The following is a 22,273-nucleotide window of genomic DNA, read 5'->3' as shown; positions in this document are numbered from 1 at the left end:
GCTATTTAAACATTGTTTAAATAGCCTTTTGTATTTTATATATTTGTGATTATGACTAAAGAACAAATACAGGATTTAAGGGACAGAGTAGCGTCGCTGAGGAGGCATCTTTGACGTCGAAACACGTTTAGAGGAAATTTATATAGAGCAGGAACTTACCCTGCAAACTGATTTCTGGGATGATCCCAAAAAAGCGGAAAAACATCTTGCAGGAATCAATTCAAAAAAGGTCTGGACCGATGCTTGGCAGGCGGTCAGTAATGAACTGGAGGACACGGAAGTCCTTTTTGATTTTTTACAGGCAGGTGATGCCACTGCAGAAGAGATGCAGGAGCAATACAACAAGTGTTTGCTGATGGTCGAAGAGCTGGAGTTAAAAAACATGCTGAGCAGTAAAGAAGACCAGTTGCAGGCAGTGATGCAAATTACAGCAGGTGCAGGTGGTACGGAGAGCTGCGACTGGGCAGCAATGCTCATGCGGATGTACATCATGTGGGGAGAAAAGAACGGCTATAAGGTTACCGAACAGGATTCTCAGGAAGGGGAGGTGACGGGAATTAAATCCGTGACCCTTCAGTTTGCAGGTGATTTTTCTTATGGTTACCTGAAAGGAGAAAACGGGGTACACCGGCTGGTGCGGATTTCACCGTTTGATTCCAATGCGAGGCGTCATACTTCTTTTGCTTCTGTGTACGTTTATCCTTTGGTGGATGATACGATAGAGATTGAAGTGAAAGATTCTGAAATTGAGTTTGAGACTTTCCGCTCCGGTGGTGCTGGTGGACAAAATGTGAATAAAGTGGAGACTGCCGTAAGGTTGTACCACAAACCATCAGGTATTGTGATCAAAAACCAGGAGTCGCGCTCTCAGTTGCAAAACAAAGAGAATGCGCTACGCTTATTGAAGTCGCAGTTGTATGAAGCGGAAATGCGCAAGCGTATGGAAGCAACGGCAGCGATTGAAGGGTCCAAGAAGAAGATCGAATGGGGTTCACAAATCAGGAACTATGTGTTGCATCCTTATAAGCTGGTGAAAGATTTACGGACCAATTATGAGACCTCTAATGCACAGGGTGTACTGGACGGGGAGCTAAACGAATTTTTGAAAGCATATTTAATGGAATTCTAAAGATGAAATACCTTATTGTACTATTCATGGCAAGTTTTATTTCAGTAGCTGGCCTTCGGGCACAGGAAAATGTACTTTTATATCCCGGAGCAATTCCGGGATCAAAACCAACACCTGTTGATTTTAAAGAGGTCATTGAACATGGGAAAGACGGAATCCTGAGGGTCAGTAAGGTTTCTCAGCCTACCTTAAGTGTGTTTTTACCCGCAAAGGAAAAAGCAACAGGGGCAGCGGTGATCATTTGTCCGGGGGGAGGTTACGGAATTCTCGCCATCGGACATGAAGGTTATGGTGTGGCAAAGAAATTTAATGAAATTGGTGTAGCCGCTTTTGTTCTTAAATACCGCCTGCCGGATAATGCCATTATGCAGGATAAATCATTTGGTCCTTTACAGGATGCGCAGCAGGCGATTTATGAGCTGAGAAAAAATGCTTTGAAGTGGAACATTAATCCCGATAAAATCGGGGTTATGGGATTTTCTGCCGGTGGACACCTTGCGGCAAGTCTGACAGTTCATTATGGGGATGTTAAAATAGAGAATAAAGAAAAACTGGACCTTCGCCCAAACTTTTCCGTACTGATCTATCCGGTTATCTCTTTCAGGGAATCACCGCATACCGGTTCTGCAAAGAACCTGGCGGGACCAAATGCAACGGAAGCGCAGAAAGATTATTTCTCCAATGAGAGATATGTGAATGCCCAAACGCCGGTTACTTTTTTAGTGCATGCCAACGATGACCAAACCGTTCCTGTGGAAAACAGTGTTGTTTTTAACCAGGCATTGGTAAAAGCAGGGGTTAAATCTGAAATGCACCTTTACCAGGGCGGCGGACATGGTTTTGGTTTAAATAATAAAACCACCGCTGATCAGTGGTTCGATCGTCTTGTCAACTGGATGAAAGCCAATAAAATTATTTAAAGATCGGTATTGGTCAGGATGTCCTGTAATTCCTTCAGCTCTTCTACTTTTTCTTTGGAACCCAGGTTCTCGTAAGCAGAGATCAGATTTCTGATGATTCTTCTGATGATCTCTACATTGCTGCAGGGTGCATAAAAGCCGGGCAGGGGATCCAGGTTTAATTGCCGGAGGAACTGATCAACATCGTGTTTACCGAAGATGGCACCTTTATTAAAGGCATTGATGTAAAAGAGGACGCCAAATTCATGTTCTTCTCTTTTACTTTCATCAATATAGCCCAATATGAAATGCTGCGGGAGATTGACCCCATAAACCGGAATGTCCAGTTTTTGGGCGATGGTGGAATAAATGATGGCCAGGGAAATCTGGTTTCCTTTTTTACTTTCCAGGACCTGATTGATATAGGAATTTTGCGGGTCATGGTGGTTTTTAGTGTTTCCGCTAAAACCGTATACATTATAAAAGATATGGTTGATGAGTTTGATCTTTTCAATTGAACTCATTTCATATTGCAGGCCCATCCAGATTTCTCTTTTGATTTCTTCAATCTGCAGGATGATTTTTTGTTCGTCAAGATCCGGGTATTGGTACCTGTTGACCACTAAAGCGCCCTGAAGAAGGTCGAATGCCCCGCTTTGGTACCAAAGGTTCAGGTCTTCCTTTACACTTGAAAACTGGATCTTGTGGACAATATTTTCAATTCTTTCCTGAAGCAGGGAATCCAGTGATTGTTCCCATGCATTTTCTAAAAAATGGACAACTTCTGCACCATACTCCAGCAGGCGTTTTTCAATGTGCTCGTAGATCTCCGGATCGGGATCATCAAGCAATTTGACCAATGCACTTATTTCTTTACTATTTTCCATTAAACATGCAACTTAGAATCTTATGATTGCTTATTTTTGTAGCTATGGTTTTCAATTTCATCAGTGACTATCTGAAGCATCGCTTTACCTCTAAAAGCAGACATGGCACCCACTCCCCCTTCGTATATAAGCTTACGGATGAGGTAATTTACGATTTTAACGCTAAAAGTGACTATAAAAGCATAGAGGCACAAAGAAAAAAACTTTTCAATGACGATTCTTTAATCCAGGTAACTGATCTGGGAGCCGGTTCTCATCTGAATAAGAACAGGACAAAAAAGGTAAAACAGATTGCCAAGAATGCTTTAAAGAATCCAAGACTGGCACAGCTGATCTATCGTTTGGCAAAGAATAACCAACCTAAAAGCATTATTGAACTTGGTACCTGTTTGGGGATTACCAGTGCTTATCTTTCTAGGGCTTGTCCGGAGGCAGATGTGATTACGATTGAAGGATGTCCGGAGACTGCTAAAGTTGCTTATCGCAATTTTCAGGAACTGGAACTGGACAATGTAGAGCTGCGGGTAGGAAATTTTGATACCTTACTGCCTGCTCTGATTGAGCAGGAGCCAAAACTGGACTTTGTTTATATTGACGGAAACCATAGAAAAGAAGCCACCATTAATTACTTTAACTGGTGTTTACCTAAAGTGCATGAAGGCTCCCTGTTGATTTTTGATGATATCTATTGGAGTGAAGGGATGAAAGAAGCCTGGGAAGAAATCAAGCGTCATCCTGAAGTAACGGTTACGGTAGATCTTTTCTGGATCGGATTGGTTTACTTCAAAAAAGGACAGGCTAAAGAGCATTTTAAAATTAAGTTTTAAAATGCTTCCGCCAGGGTAATGTAAAATCCGCTCTGGCGTTTTTCATTTGTTCTCTTCTCACCAACGGCATAGTCCATGCGGACACTCAGTCCTTTTTCAGGATCGAAGAAATACCTTCCTCCGGCACCAAAAGACGGTTTAAAACTTTTCATGGAAAAATCACCATTGTCAAAAACCTGTCCGGTTCCGGCAAATACTACCGCTCCGAAACGGTTGTTGTAACGGTAGCGCAATTCTGCCTGTCCTGCGAGCAGGTTTCGTTCCCGGTAGCGTCCGGTATAATAGCCCCTCATCATCTCGTCGTTGCCCATCTGTGGTAAGAGGTAGAACGGCGTGTTCTTTCCCTGTACAGTATGGAAGAGGGCGTTTACCCCGAGGACGAATTTTTTAGAGAGCGACCAGAAATTACGGACATTTGCTTTAATTACACTTCCTGTAAAACTTTCTCCGCCCCAGAGGTCCGGTGCGTATTGGTAAGTGACCCGGCCCAAAAATCCTTTAGTCGGATAATTGTTGGAGTTTCTGGTGTCGTAGCTTTGAGAGATTCCTATATATGCTACATTGCCGCCACTTTTATGAATCAGGCTCTGGTCGGTGGTAAATATTCCTCCCGACACTTCATCTTTATAATTATAGTTTTCATAGCCGATAGACAAACCGGTATAAGCATGAGGTAACAATCTTTTCTCGGCCTCGAACATTATTCTCGATTGTCTTTGTACCAGGCGGTCCAGATCGGCTTCCCTGGTTTCGTTGCCCAGGCCATAGAAATTAAAAGGCATTCTTTTAAACCTGAATTCAGAGATGAGATGGTAATCATTGCCTTTGGTCCAGATGTCGCTCTTTAAGGAGAAGTTGTATTGACCTTTGGTAGATATGGTTGCTACACCGGAAAAGTTGGAACTGCGGTTGGTACTGTCTTTTCTGTCTACATAAGTAGAGTAGAGTGCTCCCAGTCCGAATTCCGCTCCGATTTCCTGGGAATAGCGAAATATAGGAACGGGCATGAAGCTCGCCCTGCGGGAGCTGTCTGTTTTATCTGATAAATATCTTTTGATAAATTTCTTTTGCGCTGATACGTCTGCGGCGGTAATAATAAGTATAGTGATGCAAAGCGAAATTTTCTTCATTGGCCTAAAATAGTATAAAGATTTAATTATCCTGTTATCCGCGATCCCTTAGCAAGATTGAGGCCAGTTATTCCTAACGGATTTATTTTTAAAGAATTGTTTTTAGCGCAAAGATTCTTTTTGGTAACAGTTCGGTTGTTATCATTAGTCCTTTACGATTATTTGCCTATTTTTGCGGCAACAACAAAATTTAATCAAAGATGAGTACAACAAGAGGACCTATCTCGCAATTCATGGAGAAACATTATCTCCATTTTAATGCGGCAGCTATGATGGATGCGGCTAAAGGATACGAAACACATTTAGATGAAGGTGGTAAGATGATGATTACCCTTGCAGGTGCGATGAGTACTGCAGAGCTGGGAATCTCCTTAGCCGAAATGATCCGTCAGGATAAAGTTTCGATCATTTCCTGTACCGGTGCCAACCTGGAGGAAGATATCATGAACCTTGTTGCGCATTCACATTATAAAAGAGTACCTAATTACCGTGACCTGAGCCCTCAGGACGAGTGGGATCTTTTGGAAAACCATTACAACAGGGTTACAGATACCTGTATTCCTGAAGAAGAAGCTTTCCGCAGGTTGCAAAAGCACATTCATAAAATCTGGACAGACGCAGAAAAAGCAGGTGAGCGTTATTTCCCGCATGAGTTTATGTACAAGATGTTATTGAGTGGAGATTTAGAGCAATACTATGAGATTGATCCTAAAAATTCATGGATGCTTGCAGCGGCAGAGAAAAATCTTCCGATCGTTGTACCAGGATGGGAAGATTCTACGATGGGTAATATCTTCGCATCTTACGTGATGAAATCTGAATTGACGGCAACGACAATGAAAGGTGGAATTGAGTATATGGGATACCTTGCAGACTGGTATATTAAAAACAGTTCAGGTAAAGGAATTGGTTTCTTCCAGATTGGTGGAGGTATTGCCGGTGACTTCCCGATTTGTGTAGTGCCGATGCTTTATCAGGATATGGAAATGGAGAATATTCCGTTCTGGAGCTATTTCTGCCAGATCTCAGATTCTACTACTTCTTACGGTTCTTATTCCGGTGCTGTGCCTAATGAAAAAATTACCTGGGGGAAACTGGATATCAATACGCCTAAGTTCATCGTTGAATCAGATGCAACAATCGTTGCTCCACTGATCTTTTCATGGATATTAAAAATGTAAATTGAATTTACAAATATTGCCAATTTGAGGTTGGCTGTCGGGAATCAGCAATTTTTTAAAAATTGCTGATTTTCCTCGTTTAAAGCCCCAAAAACGAACTATTTAGATTGATTATAAATTGTATTTACTGTCATTTATTTGTCATTGGTAAGTTAATAAATTTTACTTTTGTGGACGTTTTGGTGAAGAACCTAAGTTCGAACATCAAATGCGGTTTACAAGTTTTTTAAAAAATAGCATAAAATACTCATTATGAGGGATATCTCATTGATCATTAGAAGAGTTTGGAAGTCAACAGTCATGTTAACGGCCCTATCTGTTTTAATCGTTTCTGCAACACAAGCGCAAGATGTAGTGGAGGGAAGAAAAATATTTAAAGATAAATGTTCTTCTTGTCACCAATTAGACCGTAACAGTACAGGTCCGGCTTTAACTGCTAAAGTTAACGAGCTGGATGAAGCATTTACCATCAAGTGGGTTAGGAACTGGAAGGCTTTAGTTGATGCTGGTGATAAGCAGGCGATCGAAGCATCTAAGTTTTCTCCGTCGGAGATGACTACGTTCCCTCAGTTGACGGACGACCAGATTAAAAATGTAATTGCGTATGCAAAAGCAGGCGAGCCTAAGAAAGAAGCAGCAGCTGGTGCTGGTGTTGAAGCTGCGTCAACAGGCGTGTCTGATTTCTCTATCGCCGGTATCGTTGCTATTATATTAATATCGATCGCGGTATTGGTAATACTAGGACGTGCCATTAAAATGTTAGAGCGTTTGATTCTGCAGAGACAAGGTGTTGTACTTGCCGAAGAAGAAAACGTATCTCTTGCAACAGGCGTTCGCAGGTTATTCAAAAACAAGAAGTTTGTATTCTTCTTCATTCTATGTTTGGTAGTGAGCTTAGGTTCATTCGGCTGGATGGGCATGTGGAATACAGGTGTACACACTGGTTATCAACCGGTACAACCGATTAAATTCTCTCACGAATTGCACGCTGGTACAAATAAGATTGATTGTCAGTATTGCCATGCGGGAGCATTTAAATCTAAAAATTCAACGATCCCATCTGTGAACGTTTGTATGAACTGTCACAAATCGGTTCAGGCAACTGAAAAATACAACGGTGAGATTTCTCCTGAGATTCAGAAGATCTATACTGCTATCGGTTATGATCCTGCAACCTTGACTTATGACAAGACTAAGGAAAAACCAGTAGAGTGGGTACGTGTACACAACCTTCCTGACTTTGCTTATTTCAACCACTCTCAACACGTAGTAGTAGGTGAGCAGGCGATCAGAAAAGAAAAAGGTTTAAAACCTAACGAGCCGGTATGTTTCGCATGTCATGGTCCGGTTGATACGATGGAAGAAATCTATCAGTTCTCTCCGCTAACGATGAAATGGTGTATCAATTGCCATAAAGACGCTGAGGTTTCAGGTAAAGACAATGCTTTCTATACGAAAGTGATTGAAGCCCATGAGAAAATCAAGAAAGGTGAGAAAATCACACCAGCATTATTGGGTGGTTTAGAGTGTGGTAAGTGCCACTATTAATTAGTAGAGTTTAATAAAAGAACGTTCGATAAACAGTAATATAGCTTAAATGGAAAGCAATAAAAAATACTGGAAAGGCTTAGAGGAGTATAAAAACACTCCCGATTTTGTTGAAAACAACAAAAACGAATTTGCTGAGCCCCTTCCAATAGAAGATGTTTTAAATGAAGCAGGGTTGAGTACGGTAACCCCGCGCCGTGACTTTTTAAAAGCTTTAGGCTTCGGCCTGGGAGCGGTAACGCTTGCAGCTTGTCAATCAGCTCCGGTTCATAAATCAATTCCTTATGTCATTAAACCTGAGGAGGTAGTTCCGGGTATCCCTAACTACTATGTTTCAAGTTTCAATGGTCAGAGTATTTTGGTGAAGACCAGAGAGGGACGTCCTATTAAAATTGATGCCAATCCAAATGCAGGAGAATTCAACTGCGGTACGGATTCACAGGCACAAGCTTCGGTTTTAGACCTTTATGATGTTTCTAAATTACAGGGTCCTGCCTTGAAGGTGGGCAATAATTTAGATGAGAAAGCAACATGGGCTAGAATTGATGAGTTTGTAAAAGGAGAGTTAAACAAGGCTCAGGCTTCAGGAAAGAAAATCCGCGTGGTTTCCTCAACTGTAAACAGTCCTTCTACAAAAAATGTAATTGCTGATTTTGCTGCTGCTTATCCTAACACCAAGCATGTACAATATGATGCAGTTTCTTATACCGGTATCATCAAGGCGAATGAGAATAGCTTTGGTAAAGCGGTAGTTCCTAAATACAGATTCGATAAAGCTGACCTGATCGTAAGTTTCGGTGCAGACTTTTTAGGAACCTGGATCAGCGGTGAAGAATTTACTGCCCAGTACATTGCGAACAGAAATCACAAGTCATTAAAGGCTGGTAAAATGTCACGTCACTTCCAGTTTGAAGCTGGTATGAGTTTGACAGGTACTAACGCAGATACGCGTGTTCCTGTTAAATTATCAGAAGAGGGACCTGCATTAATTACCTTATATAATACCATTACCGGAAATAACTTAGCTGGTGGCGCTTTGCCTAATAACGTAACTGCTGATAAAGCAATTAAGTTGGTAGCGAAAGAGCTGGCTCAGAATAAAGGAAAAGCATTAGTTGTTTCAGGATCAAATGATGTATCTACCCAGATTCTGGTAAATGCAATCAACTCTGCGATTGGTAGCTACGGCACAACAATCGATTTAGACAATCCTTGCAAACGTTACGCAGGTAACGATGCAGAGTTTGCAGAGTTCATCAATGAAATGAGCAGGGGAGAAGTTGCAGCAGTATTCTTCTTAGATACCAACCCTGGTTATGACGTGGCAAATGCAAAAGCATTCGCTGATGGTTTAGCGAAAGTAGCTTTAAAAGTATCTTTCTCTGACCGTAAAGATGAGACTTCCACACTGTGTGATGTTATCGCGGTTAACCATAACTATTTAGAGTCATGGGGTGATGCGAACGCTTATGAAGGGTCTTACTCTATCGTACAGCCGACGATCAATCCGGTATTCAATACCCGTCAGGCAGAAGAGAGCTTATTGATCTGGTCTGATAACGCGGTTAAAGATTACTATCAATATGTACGCAACAACTGGGAAAAAAGTATCCTTCCATTATTTGGAAAGAACTGGAAAGATGTGTTGCAAACAGGTGTATTTACAGTTGCAGAGAAAGCAGCAGGAGCATATAACTTCAGCTTGTCATTAGCAGCGGTAATTCCTGTCATTTTAAATAACAGCAAATCTTTAGCAAAAGACATCGAGTTACAGGTTTACGAAAGTGTACCGATGCGTGATGGTAAACATGCAAACAACGCATTTTTACAGGAATTGCCTGATCCGGTTTCGAAAGTAACCTGGGACAATTACATTGCTATCGCACCTAAGTTCGCTGAGAAATTAGGTTATAAAGAATTCGATATTGTATCTGTGAAAGCAGCGAACGGTTATACTGTTGACTTACCTGTGTTGATTCAACCGGGACAAGCTCAGGGAACTGCTTCCATCGCTTTAGGATATGGACGTACCAAAGTTGGTAAAGCAGGAAATAACGTTGGTCAAAACGCCTTCCCTTTTGTAAGCTTTAGCAATGGTACCTCTAAATATGCTACAACGGTTCAGTTAACTGGTACCGGTCGCAGAGAAGAATTGGCGCAAACACAAACACACCACTCTTTCGAAGGTAGAAATATCATTCGTGAAGCTACGTTTGCGGAATACAAAAAGAATCCTGCAGCTGGTTCAGGTAATGACCATGCCAAGCATAAAACCTACGATATGTGGGACAAATATGAGAAACCAGGTAACAACTGGGTTATGGCGATCGATTTGAACGCTTGTACTGGTTGCGGTTCTTGTATCGTTGCATGTAACGTAGAGAATAACATTCCTGTTGTAGGTAAGGAAGAGGTTCGTAAGCGCAGAGAAATGCACTGGATCCGTATCGACCGTTACTACAGCTTTAATGTAGAGGGCGAAGCTCATGGTGAGAAAGCGGCACATGGCGCACATGGAAATGGCATCAATGCGGTAACTAAGGAGAAAGAAATTGCTCATTTAGACAACCTTGATAACGTATCTGTAGTTCATCAGCCAATGCTTTGTCAGCATTGCGATCACGCACCTTGCGAAACAGTTTGTCCGGTATTGGCAACAGTACACTCATCTGATGGTTTGAACCATATGGCTTATAACCGTTGTGTAGGTACCCGTTACTGCGCGAATAACTGTCCGTACAAAGTACGTCGTTTCAACTGGTTTAATTACTGGAATGATTCACGTTTCGATAACTACCTGAACAACGAATTTACTCAGCTGGTACTTAACCCTGATGTAACGACCCGTTCAAGAGGGGTAATGGAGAAATGTTCGATGTGTATCCAACGTATCCAGGGCGGTAAATTAAAAGCTAAAATTGAGAAACGTCCATTAAAAGACGGAGATATCAAAATGGCTTGTCAGGAAGCATGTTCTGCAAATGCCATCATTTTTGGTGATGCCAATGATCCTGAATCCGAAGTATCTAAAGCATTACGTAGTGAGCGTATTTACTATGTTTTGGAAGAGATCAACGTACAGCCGGGTATAGGTTATATGACAAAAATTAGAAACACAGATACAACAGTACAAGCGTAAGCTGATATTAAAGAAAATAAATTATGTCAGGACATAAGGAATCAATATTAAGAGAACCATTAATCACCGGCAATGATATCACGTATGCAAAAATTACGAATGATATCTTAATGCCAGTTGAGAATAAGCCTAATAAGGCATGGTGGATAGGATTTATACTAGCACTTTGCGGAGCCACACTTTGGTTGGTTTCTGTAGGGTATACCTTCTGGTTTGGTATCGGTGCTTGGGGATTAAATAAGACAGTAGGATGGGCATGGGACATCACCGGATTCGTTTGGTGGGTAGGTATTGGTCACGCCGGAACACTAATCTCAGCGGTACTGTTACTCTTCCGCCAGAACTGGAGGAACTCCATTAACCGTTCAGCGGAGGCGATGACGATCTTCGCCGTAATCTGTGCGGCCACGTATGTAGTATCCCACATGGGTAGACCATGGCTGGCTTACTGGGTACTTCCATTGCCAAATCAATTCGGATCATTATGGGTTAACTTTAACTCACCGTTAGTTTGGGATATGTTTGCGATCTCTACTTACTTCTCGGTATCACTATTGTTCTGGTATACAGGTTTACTACCTGATATCGCGACGATCCGTGACCGTGCAACAGGTGTGAGACGTAAAATCTATTCTATCTTCTCTTTCGGATGGTCTGGTAACGTAAAAACATGGCAACGTTTTGAGGCAGTGTCCTTAATCCTTGCCGGTATCTCTACACCACTGGTACTTTCGGTACACACGATTGTATCCATGGACTTTGCAACCTCGGTAATTCCGGGATGGCATACCACGATCTTCCCTCCATACTTCGTAGCAGGGGCGATCTTCTCCGGATTTGCGATGGTGTTAACCTTATTATTGGTTGCACGTAAAGTATTAGGTCTGGAAAACTACATCACTATGTTCCACATTGAATCGATGAATAAGATCATCATTCTAACAGGATCTATCGTAGGTGTGGCTTATATCACCGAGTTTTTCATTGCCTGGTACTCAGGTTCAGAATACGAGCAATACGCTTTCATTAACCGTTCAACCGGTCCATACTGGTGGGCATACTGGATGATGATGACGTGTAACGTAATCTCTCCTCAGTTGCTTTGGTTCAAAAAGATCCGTACCAACATTCCTGCAACCTGGATTCTGTCTATCGTTGTGAACATCGGTATGTGGTTCGAACGTTTCGTAATTATCGTAACTTCATTACACCGTGATTATATCCCTTCAAGCTGGGCGATGTTCTATCCGACATGGGTAGACGTGGGTGTCTTTGTAGGATCAATCGGAGTGTTCTTTACTTTGTTCCTTTTATTCTTAAGGGTATTGCCTTCAATCGCTATTGCTGAGGTGAAACTATTACTGAAGAGTGCGAGTGAGCAATCTAAAATGGAGCAGATTAAAGAAGGTCATTTAGATAAGGAGCAAGTTGCGGAATACGTAGAGTCTCTGGAGAAATTTGATAGTGTTAAACAAGAAGAATACGCAAAAATATAACAATGAGTAATATCAAATATATTTTAGGCAGTTTTGGTGATCCTGACGAAATGATGCACGGCATCGAAAAGTTACAGGAAAATAACATTAAGATACATGATGTTTATACGCCAATGCCTATTCACGGCATCGAAGCTAAATTAGGGGTCAAAAGATCCAGGTTAGATATTCTCGCTTTCTTTTGCGGGATTACAGGAACTATGTCTGCATTTGCACTGATCTACTTAACCTCGGTGGTAGACTGGAAACATAATATTGGTGGTAAACCAGCTTTAGCACTTCCGGATTTTATTCCGATTATGTTTGAGGTGACGATCCTTTTCTGTGCATTCAGTTTGGTAGGTGCTTATTACGCTTCTACACATTTATTCCCTGGAAGAGCACCAAGAGTGATGGACTTAAGGGCAACAGACGACAGATTTATTATCGCTATTGATGCAAAAGAAAACGCGGAACATAGTAAGATAGATGGTTTATTAAAAGATGCAGGTGCTTTAGAAATTAAGCACAATGAAAGGAAGTACATTAGCTATGAATAAGAATAAAGTAGTTTTAGCCTCATTTTGTATTCTTGCCAGTGCTGTAATATTTTCAGCATGTAAGGATAAGCAGAGTACAGGTTTAGAATATGCAAGGAACATGTATGATCCGATTGCCTATAACCCGGATCAGCCAAACAAAAACTTTAAGAACGGAGCAACGGCACAAACGCCACCTGCTCATACCGCTCCTGTAGGATTCGATAAATATGATTATCCGAATACGAAGGAAGGTTATGAAGCCGCAGGTGCAGCTTTGGTGAATCCCGTTCCGGCTACAGAGCAAAACCTGATTTCAGGAAAGCATTACTTCACGGTATTTTGTGCTCCATGTCATGGAGAAAAAGGCGACGGACAAGGTCACCTGGTAAAAATTGAGAAGATCAGTGGTATTCCTTCTTACCATGGTGATGCGACTTCCTCACGTGGTGGTAACATGAAAGACCTGAGCGCAGGAAAAATTTACCATACCATTATGTATGGTCTAAACAACATGGGTTCACATGCTTCACAACTGTCTCCTGAAGAGAGATGGAAAGTCGTGATGTATGTTCAACAATTACAAAAAATACAATAGAAAAGCACAAATAAATGGGAACTCACAATTATAATTTAACTGAGCAGTTTGAGTTTACAGGTAAAGCAAAGACCTTAAGCATTGTTGCTATTGCCATTGGGGTATTAGCTATAGGTTATGGCTTTACGGCTAAGGAGCTTCATGAGCGTACTTTTGCCAACCTGTTACTGATGGCTTATTACTTCGCATGTGTTTGCATGTCAGGTGCATTCTTTCTTGCTGTTCAATTTGTAGCACAGGCAGGATGGTCTGCTTCTATACTACGTGTACCTCAGGCTATGGCCAAAACATTACCTATTGCGGTGGTTATTCTAATCGCGGTAATGGCTTTAGGTTTGTATACACACAACTTATATCATCACTGGAATGCTCCGGGTTTAACGGATGTAAACAGTCCTAACTATGATAAATTAATCGACGGTAAGTCGGCTTTCCTTAACGTACCTTTCTTTATGGCACGTCAGGTGATCTTCTTAGGTGTTTATTGCATCTTTGCGGTACTTCTTGCGAAGTTATCGACAAATGAAGATTTACAGGGAGGATTAAACTCTTACAGAAAAAGCTTTAAATACTCTTGTATATTTTTAGTAATCTACGGTTTCACTACACCAATCTTTGCTTTTGATACGATCATGTCATTAGAGGCACACTGGTTCTCTACGATGTTCGGCTGGTATAACTTCGCCGCGATGTGGGTAAGCAGTTTGGCAACGATTGCCATCATCATTATCCTGTTGAGAAAAGCAGGCTACATGAGCTGGGTGAACAATAGTCACTTACACAACCTTGGACAGTTTATCTTCGGTTTCTCTATTTTCTGGACTTATGTATGGTTTGCTCAGTTTATGCTGATCTATTATGCAAACATGCCGGAAGAGACTGTATACTTCTACAAAAGGTTTGATCACTATGAATTTTGGTTCTATCTGAACCTGATCCTGAATTTCTTAGCTCCGGTATTGTTATTAATGGACAGAGATAATAAGAGACAGGAAAACATCATGCTAACGGTGTGTATCATCGTATTGTGTGGTCACTGGGTTGATTATTACCAAATGATTATGCCTGGAACGGTCGAAGAACACCATGCTTTTGGTTTTATTGAGATCGGAACAGCCGTAGGTTTTGTAGGATTGTTTACCTTTACCGTTTTAAGAGCATTAAGTAAACAACCTTTGATCGCCAAGAACCACCCGTTCTTACAGGAAAGTTTGAATCATCACTTGTAATAAGTGATCTTAATACAGTAAATAAAATAATAGTATAATAGAAGTACAGCGTTACTACTTTTAAGGAAATGAGTTTAAGAAAATTTATAAGTAACAAAACAATAGCGGCACTAGCAGTGATTCTAACTGCATTTGCAAGCACAAGCGCATTTGCACAAGCTGCCGGCGCTGCCGCTGAGACCGTCGCCAAACCTGTTGATATGGGTCCGGTTTATAAAACGGTTATATTTTATACCATGGCATTTCTATTGCTTTGCTTATTCGTAGCAATCATTGGAAAAGCGCTAAAGGTATATGAATTGACCCGTGAGGCTCAAGACAAACCGAAAGGCATCAACTGGAATACGGTAAACGGAACATTGTTCGCGTTATTCCTTATTGTAGGTTTATATGGTGTTTACTGGGAATATACGGTTCATGGAAAGATGATCCTTCCTGAGGCAGCATCAGAGCACGGTGCGAAGATTGACCAGATGTTTAACATCACGTTGATCATTACGACTATCGTGTTCATCGCGACGCACATCATCCTGTTTGCTTTTGCTTATTTCTATAAAAACACCGGAAAAAGAAAAGCGTATTACTATCCACATAATAATGCTTTAGAGCGCATCTGGACAATTGTTCCGGCATTGGTTCTAACGGTATTGGTATTGATGGGTTTCCTTACCTGGAGATCAATTTTCTACAAAATCGAAGATCCTAACAACAAGCCTTTAAGCATTGAGATTACTTCATCTCAGTTTTCATGGGCGATCCGTTATCCGGGAGCCGACGGGATTGTAGGTGTTAAAAACTACAAGTTGATCAATGGTGTTAACCAGTTGGGTATTGATTTTAAAGACAAAAACACTTTAGATGATCAGATGGCTGATGAGATGGTAATTCCTGTGAACAAACCTGTTCGTTTGATTTTAACGAGTAAAGATGTATTGCACAGTTTCTACATGCCTCACTTCAGAATTCAATTGAATACAGTACCGGGTATGACTTCTTACTTTGAGTTTACGCCAACCATCACTACTGAAGAGATGAAAGCGAAAACCAATGATCCTAAGTTTGCTTACCTGTTCTTATGTGCTAAGATTTGTGGTGAAGGTCACTACAAAATGCAGAAAGAAGTAAGGGTTGTTTCACAAGCAGAGTATGAGGCTTGGGTTAAAAAACAGGGAACTTATTTAACTGACGATTTGAGAAAAGAGTTTGGCCTGCCAGTAACTGCAGCACCTGCACCAGCTGCAGCTAAGCCAGCAGATAGTGTAGCAAAAGATACTTCTGCCGTTAAAACAAATCAATTAGCTTTAAAAAAATAATAATACTGGAATAGCACATTATGTCAACTATATCATTACACGATACACATAACCACGATAGCCATGATGATCATGGGCATCACAAAGAGACCTTCTTAACGAAGTATGTCTTTAGTCAGGATCACAAAATGATCGCTAAGCAGTTCCTGATAACAGGTATTATTATGGCTGTTATTGCGATGGGCTTGTCTATCCTTTTCCGTTTGCAACTGGCATGGCCGGATACAAACTTCCCTATCCTGGAAACATTCCTTGGAACATGGGCGGAAGGCGGACGTATCAAACCGGATTTCTATCTGGCATTGGTAACGATACATGGTACCATCATGGTATTCTTTGTATTGACAGCCGGTCTGAGTGGTACATTCAGTAACTTATTAATTCCTCTTCAGATAGGGGCAAGGGATATGGCTTCGCCATTCCTGAACATGTTATCTTACTGGTTCTTCTTCGGAGCCTGTGTGATCATGATGAGCTCTTTCTTTATTCAAACAGGTCCGGCGAGTGCGGGATGGACAGTATATCCTCCATTGTCTGCTTTACCTACTGCGATTAAAGGATCTGCACTGGGTATGACTTTATGGTTGATCAGTATGATCATGTTTGTTGCTTCCTCTTTAATGGGTGGTATCAACTATGTGAGTACTGTATTGAACATGCGTACTAAAGGAATGGACCTTTGGAAAATGCCATTAACGATCTGGGCATTCTTCTTAACAGCGATCTTAGGTATTTTATCTTTCCCTGTACTTGTTGCGGGTGTGGTACTCTTAATCTTTGACCGTAGTTTTGGAACAAGTTTCTACCTTTCTGATATTGTTATGGGTACTCAGGTATTGCCTAATGAAGGTGGTTCCCCAATCCTTTGGCAACATTTATTCTGGTTCCTTGGTCACCCGGAGGTATATATCGTAATTATGCCAGCTTTGGGTATCTCTTCTGAGGTTATTTCAGTAAACTCAAGAAAACCTATCTTCGGTTACCATGCGATGATTTATTCATTGATCGGTATTACCGTATTATCATTTATCGTTTGGGGTCACCACATGTTTGTGACGGGTATGAACCCGTTATTGGGTGGGGTATTTATGATCACCACATTGATTATCGCTGTTCCTTCGGCGGTTAAAACCTTCAACTATCTGGCTACTTTATGGAGAGGTAATATCAAATTTACGCCGGCAATGTTATTTGCTATCGGATTGGTATCTTTCTTCATCTCTGGTGGTTTGACCGGTATCTTCTTAGGTAATGCTTCCCTGGATATCAACTTACATGATACTTATTTCGTTGTTGCCCACTTCCACCTGGTAATGGGTTCTGCTGCGATCTTTGGTATGCTTGCAGGTGTATATCACTGGTATCCTAAAATGTTCGGTAGAATGATGAGCAGCAAACTGGGATACCTTCACTTCTGGTTGACCTTTATCTCTGCTTACCTGGTATTCTTCCCGCTTCACTTCTTAGGTTTAGATGGTGTACCTCGTCGTTACTATGCATTTACTGAGTTTGAGTTTATGCAAAAATGGTTAACAGTAAACGTATTCGTTACCTGGGCAGCTATTATCGGTGCATTGGCACAGGTAGCTTTCTTATGGAATTTCTTCTATAACATTTTCAGAGGTAAAAAAGCACCTCAGAATCCATGGGAGTCTAATACTTTAGAGTGGACTACACCAGTAGAACATTTACATGGTAACTGGCCTGGAGAAATCCCAACAGTATACCGTTGGCCATATGATTACAGTAAACCAGGTTCAGAAGCTGATTTTATTCCTCAGACTGTACCTTTCTCTCAGACGATGTCTTCAAACATGCCTCATGATTTTGAAGGTAACACGGAATCTGAGCGTATACAAAGAGAGTGGGAAGCTAAAAACGTTCCTGCAACAGAAAAGTTAGACTAATACATCGTATTCTAAAATACACAATGGGGTATCTGCAGTAGGTAAATACTTACAACAGATGCCCCATTTTTCTTAAACATATACCATGGTTCCTAAATCTGAAAAGAGATTTATCAGGCTAAACCTCATCACCATCATTGTGACCCTATTGCTGATTCTGGCAGGGGGTATCGTACGTAGTACGGGTTCAGGGATGGGCTGTCCGGATTGGCCGAAATGTTTCGATCAGTATGTTCCGCCAACTTCAGCATCGCAGTTGCCTGCAGACTATAAACAGAAATATGTTGCAGAGCGGGTTGCGAAAAATGAACGTTTCGCGAAGACGCTGGAGAAAATGGGAAAAGCACACCTTGCAGACAGCATCAGACATGATGAGTCGATCTTAACACCTGAAACTTTTAACGTAGCCAAAACATGGACGGAATATTTAAACCGTTTGATGGGTGCGATTACTGGATTTCTATTGGTCGGTTTAGTGGTTTATGCTTTTGCTTATCGTAAAGCTGCCAAAAGAATTCTGGTATTGAGTATTCTGAATGTGATTATTGTAGGTTTCCAGGCCTGGCTGGGTTCTATCGTGGTATCGACAAACCTGATGCCCTGGATTGTAACGGTACATATGTTACTCGCACTGGTGATTCTGGCGATTTTGGTATATACCTATAACTACGCCCTGCAAATGCAGAAACAGGCGACAGTGATCATGTCGAATATTATTTGGCTAAAGGTATTGGTGCTTGGATCTGTGGCCTTGAGTACCCTTCAAATTGTTTTGGGTACAGAAGTAAGGGAAGCGATTGATGCGATTTCAAAAGCAATGATGTACAATGACAGGGGCAGCTGGGTGAGTAAAGTAGGGGCAACCTTTTCTTATCACCGTGATGTTGCCGTATTGGTGCTGATCATTAATCTGGTCATTTATAAGATCGTAAAAGACAAGTTTAACGGAAAAGCAACGGCTTTAAGAGTTGGTAATGCAATTGCCATAGTTTTGATCATTCAACTCCTAACAGGCTTATTATTGTCTAACTTTGCACTGCCTCCATACGCACAGGCATTACACATCTTGTTTTCTACGGTATTATTTACCTTACAATATTATCTGTACCTGTTGGTGTACAGAACAGACACTTACAATCAGTAGTATTAATTATATATAAATTGAAACAGTTTTTAGCAGATTTCTCTAAGCTCATTAAATTCAGATTAACTTTTCTGGTTGTATTTTCCGCATCAGTTACTTTTTTAATAGGCTCTAAAGTTCCAATTAACGGGGTAAGTCCGGACATTAACTGGATGAACTGGTTGATCTTAATCATAGGTGGTTTCCTGGTGACCTCTGCGGCTAATTGCTTCAATGAGGTGATCGAAGTAGATCTGGACAAATTGATGACCAGAACTAAGGACCGTCCGATGCCGGCAGGACACATGACTACCGGACAAGGTTTGGTTTCCGGTCTTGTGATGGGAATGCTTGGTACCTGGTTGCTTGGAAAACTAAATATTGAAACGGGTTTACTTTCTGTATTCTCTATTTTCTTATATGCATTTGCTTATACGCCATTGAAGCGGAAATCGCCTATTGCAGCCATTGTGGGTGCAATTCCAGGAGCTTTGCCACCACTTATTGGTTATGTAGCAGCGCACGGGAAGATCGATCAGATCGCAGTGATCCTTTTTCTGATTCAGTTTGTTTGGCAGTTGCCACATTTCTGGGCCATCGCATGGGTGCTGGATGATGATTATAAAAAGGCTGGGTTCCGACTTTTGCCAACTACAAAAAGAGATAAGACGAGTGCGTTTATTACTTTTTTCAGTACGTTGGTGCTGATTCCGGTAAGTTTAATGCCGACCTTTTACGGTTTCGGCGGATATTATATTGCAGGGGTATCCCTCCTTGCCGGGCTCGTGTTTGCGTGGCTGGCGTTTAAAATGTGGATGAATATGGACGTGGCAAGTGCCAGAAAGGTGATGTTTTGCTCTTTCTTTTACCTGCCAATCGTTCAGCTGGTTTTATTGTTTGATTTTATAGCTTAATAATTTAAATATGGTACATACGTTAAAAGAGCAGGATGTAAAATATGGTGAGGAGCTAAACACAAAGCCTAAGAAGTTTATTCTTTGGTTGTTTGTGGTTTCTTCGACGATCATGTTTGGGGGCTTTACGAGCTTTTACATCGTATTCGCAGCATCAAAAGGTAAAGGTCATGGATTGGTTCTTCCAGATGCCTTTATGTACAGTTCATTAATCCTGATTGGCAGCAGCGTCTGCCTCTTCCTTGCGGCAAAAGCATTGAAGGCGGGAAATATCGGATCTCAGAAAGTCCTGTTGTGGGGAACAATGGTTCTGGCCCTGGTTTTTGGTTACCTTCAGGTAGATGCCTGGAGCGCTTTATACCATACCGGAGCAACATTGGTGAATAACAACGCGGCAATATCTTTAATTTATATTGTTTCTGGATTTCACTTATTGCACATTTTTGGAGGACTTTGTTTTATCTTGAATTGTTTATTTGGCGCTTATGGTAAAATACCAGCGGCAAAAGCTAAATACAGGATGGAAATCGCCTCTATATTTTGGCATTTTATAGATATATTATGGATATATCTGTATGTTTTTTTACTTTTGAACAGTTAGATTTGTTAACAAACTATTACAATTTATAAAATGAATTCATTATCACAATTAGATCAGGTAAAAACTACTCCTTGGAGCGGCGGTCGCTCACCGTGGTCGGTAGAGTACGGTAAAATAATGATGTGGTTTTTCTTGCTTTCTGATGCATTCACATTCTCTTCATTATTGGTTTATTATGGAGCTCAACGTTTCACTAAATTAACCTGGCCAGATCCGGATTTGGTATTTCAATCTATTCCTGGAGTTATGGACCATGGTGCGCCATTAGTGTTTGTGGGTATCATGACTTTTATTTTGATCATGAGCTCTGTGACCATGGTACTTGCAGTGGAAGCGGGACACAGACGTTCTAAGAAAGAAGTTATCTGGTGGATGGTTGCAACAATCATTGGTGGATTCATGTTCCTTGGTTGTCAGGCTTTAGAGTGGACACACTTGTTCCATGAAGGATTCGGTTGGGGAAAAATCCCTCCAATGGAGACATTAAAACACTTGTTTACAGGTGAGGTTTCTACCGTTTCTGCACAACAGTTTTCAAATCTGTTCTTTACGATTACCGGATTCCACGGATTTCACGTATTTAGTGGGGTAATTATCAATATCATCATTCTATGTATGACCATTAATGGTACGTTCGAAAAACGCGGACATTACCTGATGGTGGAGAAAGTTGGTTTATACTGGCACTTCGTAGACCTTGTATGGGTATTTGTATTTACATTCTTCTATTTAGTTTAATCATTCAATAAAAAATATTATGTCAGAGCACGCACATACAGAAGAGCATGGACACGGCGAACATGCAGGCTTAACCAAGAAAAAAATATGGCAGGTATTTGGTATCCTTTTACTGATCACAGTAATTGAGTTTATCATCGCCCTTGTGATATTGCCAAAAGGTTTAATGAGCCATGGTGTTGGTAATTTCTTATACATCGCACTTACTTTATTAAAAGCATTTTATATTGTAGCTTATTTCATGCACTTAAAGTATGAGAAACTGGGTTTACAATTGTCATTAACTGTCTCATTTATTTTTATTCTCTATTTCATAACATTAATGCTGATTGAAGGCGGTTACCTGCATCTTCACATGCCCCTTGTTTAATGAAGAGTTCACAAATAAAAAAAATATTAATCCTGGTCACCATTTTAGCGGTACCAGGATTTTTGTATTATTTGCTACAGGATAAAGGCAAAAACAGGTATAAGCCATTGCCTTTTTTCGGCCCTAAAGAAGTAGCGAAAACCTTTCACTCCGTTCGCGGAAAACAAATTCCTGATACGATTTATCACCTGGTGCCTGATTTTAAATTAATCAACCAACAGGCTGATACTGTGAACTGGAAAAGCTACGAAGGAAAGATATTGGTCCTGAACCTGTTTTATACTACTGGAAATACTTATGCTGTAAACTTTGCGAATAAGGCGATGAAAGCTTTTGAAGCGACTTATGCGCACAATAAAACGGTTAATTTCGTTGGTCTAAGTATTGATCCTTCCAGAGATACCCCTAAAGTTTTGTCTGATTATGCGGCTGTTTTAGGTGCTGCAGCGGGCAAATGGGACTTGCTGACCGGCGATAGCACTGCAATTTATGGTCTGATTAATAAAGGATTGTTTATCGATGCACACCGGGAGTTACAGAACGGAGAACAGAAGTTTGTATATAGCAATATGTTTGTATTGCTGGACCCTCAGCGTCGGATCCGTGGATATTATGAAGCAACCAGTCAGGAGGCTCTATCCAAACTGGACGACGAGATCAAGGTTTTGATCACTGAAGAATTAAGAAATAATAAAGACGGGAGGTAAATCCTCCCATAATACCTGA

General features: G+C 41.0%; 20 protein-coding genes. 18 read left to right on the top strand and 2 right to left on the bottom strand.

What is annotated here, in order from left to right:
- Positions 1–51 precede the first annotated feature (51 nt).
- A protein-coding gene (prfB, locus tag DBR43_RS13810; RefSeq protein WP_124581723.1) for a peptide chain release factor 2 occupies positions 52–1,129 on the top strand; the annotation gives its coding sequence in 2 pieces (ribosomal slippage) (positions 52–111 and positions 113–1,129; 1,077 coding nt in all).
- Positions 1,130–1,131: 2 nt separating this feature from the next.
- Positions 1,132–2,049 carry an alpha/beta hydrolase gene (locus DBR43_RS13805; protein ID WP_124581722.1) on the top strand — a complete coding sequence of 306 codons (918 nt, stop codon included), beginning with the start codon at positions 1,132–1,134 and terminating at the stop codon, positions 2,047–2,049.
- On the opposite strand, the gene DBR43_RS13800 is transcribed toward DBR43_RS13805, so the two are convergent.
- Positions 2,046–2,915, bottom strand: a complete 870-nt coding sequence (locus DBR43_RS13800; RefSeq protein WP_124581720.1) for a transglutaminase-like domain-containing protein — start codon at positions 2,913–2,915, stop codon at positions 2,046–2,048. The genes DBR43_RS13805 and DBR43_RS13800 overlap by 4 nt on opposite strands.
- 44 nt (positions 2,916–2,959) lie before the next feature.
- Here DBR43_RS13800 and DBR43_RS13795 point away from each other — a divergent pair, with 44 nt between their 5' ends.
- Entirely contained in the window at positions 2,960–3,742 is a 783-nt protein-coding gene (locus DBR43_RS13795; protein ID WP_124581718.1) for an O-methyltransferase, read from the top strand.
- On the opposite strand, the gene DBR43_RS13790 is transcribed toward DBR43_RS13795, so the two are convergent.
- Positions 3,739–4,872 carry a BamA/TamA family outer membrane protein gene (locus DBR43_RS13790; protein WP_124581716.1) on the bottom strand — a complete coding sequence of 378 codons (1,134 nt, stop codon included), beginning with the start codon at positions 4,870–4,872 and terminating at the stop codon, positions 3,739–3,741. The genes DBR43_RS13795 and DBR43_RS13790 overlap by 4 nt on opposite strands.
- Before the next feature lie 200 nt (positions 4,873–5,072).
- On the opposite strand from DBR43_RS13790, the gene DBR43_RS13785 reads away from it, so the two are divergent.
- The 15 genes from DBR43_RS13785 (at position 5,073) to DBR43_RS13715 (ending at position 22,254) form a co-directional block, all read left to right on the top strand.
- The gene (locus tag DBR43_RS13785; protein WP_069379415.1) at positions 5,073–6,053 is read left to right on the top strand and encodes a deoxyhypusine synthase family protein; all 981 of its coding nucleotides are present in this window, start codon (positions 5,073–5,075) and stop codon (positions 6,051–6,053) included.
- Between the two features lie 252 nt (positions 6,054–6,305).
- Positions 6,306–7,601 carry a c-type cytochrome gene (locus DBR43_RS13780; protein WP_124581714.1) on the top strand — a complete coding sequence of 432 codons (1,296 nt, stop codon included), beginning with the start codon at positions 6,306–6,308 and terminating at the stop codon, positions 7,599–7,601.
- A gap of 49 nt (positions 7,602–7,650) precedes the next feature.
- A complete protein-coding gene (locus DBR43_RS13775; RefSeq protein ID WP_124581713.1) occupies positions 7,651–10,740 on the top strand; it encodes a TAT-variant-translocated molybdopterin oxidoreductase in 3,090 nt (1,029 codons plus the stop codon).
- 23 nt (positions 10,741–10,763) lie between these two features.
- Positions 10,764–12,236: an NrfD/PsrC family molybdoenzyme membrane anchor subunit gene (gene nrfD, locus DBR43_RS13770; RefSeq protein WP_074611704.1), complete on the top strand. Its 1,473-nt coding sequence runs from the start codon at positions 10,764–10,766 to the stop codon at positions 12,234–12,236.
- Between the two features lie 2 nt (positions 12,237–12,238).
- Positions 12,239–12,775 (top strand): DUF3341 domain-containing protein, encoded by a 537-nt coding sequence (locus tag DBR43_RS13765; RefSeq protein ID WP_073232044.1) that lies wholly within the window; start codon positions 12,239–12,241, stop codon positions 12,773–12,775.
- Positions 12,768–13,352 (top strand): c-type cytochrome, encoded by a 585-nt coding sequence (locus DBR43_RS13760; RefSeq protein ID WP_233602967.1) that lies wholly within the window; start codon positions 12,768–12,770, stop codon positions 13,350–13,352. The genes DBR43_RS13765 and DBR43_RS13760 overlap by 8 nt, the downstream gene beginning before the upstream one ends.
- Positions 13,353–13,366: 14 nt before the next feature.
- Positions 13,367–14,581, top strand: a complete 1,215-nt coding sequence (locus DBR43_RS13755) for a quinol:cytochrome C oxidoreductase (protein ID WP_124581710.1) — start codon at positions 13,367–13,369, stop codon at positions 14,579–14,581.
- A gap of 68 nt (positions 14,582–14,649) precedes the next feature.
- A complete protein-coding gene (locus tag DBR43_RS13750) occupies positions 14,650–15,894 on the top strand; it encodes a cytochrome c oxidase subunit II (RefSeq protein ID WP_124581709.1) in 1,245 nt (414 codons plus the stop codon).
- A gap of 20 nt (positions 15,895–15,914) precedes the next feature.
- Positions 15,915–17,801, top strand: coding sequence for a cbb3-type cytochrome c oxidase subunit I (locus DBR43_RS13745; protein WP_199757045.1), 1,887 nt, complete (start codon positions 15,915–15,917; stop codon positions 17,799–17,801).
- An 85-nt stretch (positions 17,802–17,886) separates the two neighbouring features.
- Positions 17,887–18,945: a COX15/CtaA family protein gene (locus tag DBR43_RS13740; protein WP_124581707.1), complete on the top strand. Its 1,059-nt coding sequence runs from the start codon at positions 17,887–17,889 to the stop codon at positions 18,943–18,945.
- Between the two features lie 17 nt (positions 18,946–18,962).
- Entirely contained in the window at positions 18,963–19,838 is an 876-nt protein-coding gene (cyoE, locus tag DBR43_RS13735; RefSeq protein ID WP_124581705.1) for a heme o synthase, read from the top strand.
- 10 nt (positions 19,839–19,848) lie between these two features.
- Positions 19,849–20,439 carry a heme-copper oxidase subunit III gene (locus DBR43_RS13730; protein ID WP_124581703.1) on the top strand — a complete coding sequence of 197 codons (591 nt, stop codon included), beginning with the start codon at positions 19,849–19,851 and terminating at the stop codon, positions 20,437–20,439.
- Positions 20,440–20,469: 30 nt separating this feature from the next.
- Positions 20,470–21,177, top strand: a complete 708-nt coding sequence (locus DBR43_RS13725) for a cytochrome c oxidase subunit 3 (RefSeq protein WP_124581701.1) — start codon at positions 20,470–20,472, stop codon at positions 21,175–21,177.
- Between the two features lie 19 nt (positions 21,178–21,196).
- Positions 21,197–21,547 carry a cytochrome C oxidase subunit IV family protein gene (locus tag DBR43_RS13720; RefSeq protein WP_083252017.1) on the top strand — a complete coding sequence of 117 codons (351 nt, stop codon included), beginning with the start codon at positions 21,197–21,199 and terminating at the stop codon, positions 21,545–21,547.
- Entirely contained in the window at positions 21,547–22,254 is a 708-nt protein-coding gene (locus tag DBR43_RS13715; RefSeq protein ID WP_124581699.1) for an SCO family protein, read from the top strand. Before DBR43_RS13720 ends, DBR43_RS13715 begins: the two co-directional genes overlap by 1 nt.
- The last annotated feature ends 19 nt before the right edge of the window (positions 22,255–22,273 follow it).

It is taken from the genome of Pedobacter sp. KBW06, from assembly GCF_003852525.1.
GTDB lineage: Bacteria > Bacteroidota > Bacteroidia > Sphingobacteriales > Sphingobacteriaceae > Pedobacter.
Note: the sequence above shows the minus strand (reverse complement) of the source record. Positions and strands in the feature narration are given on the sequence as shown.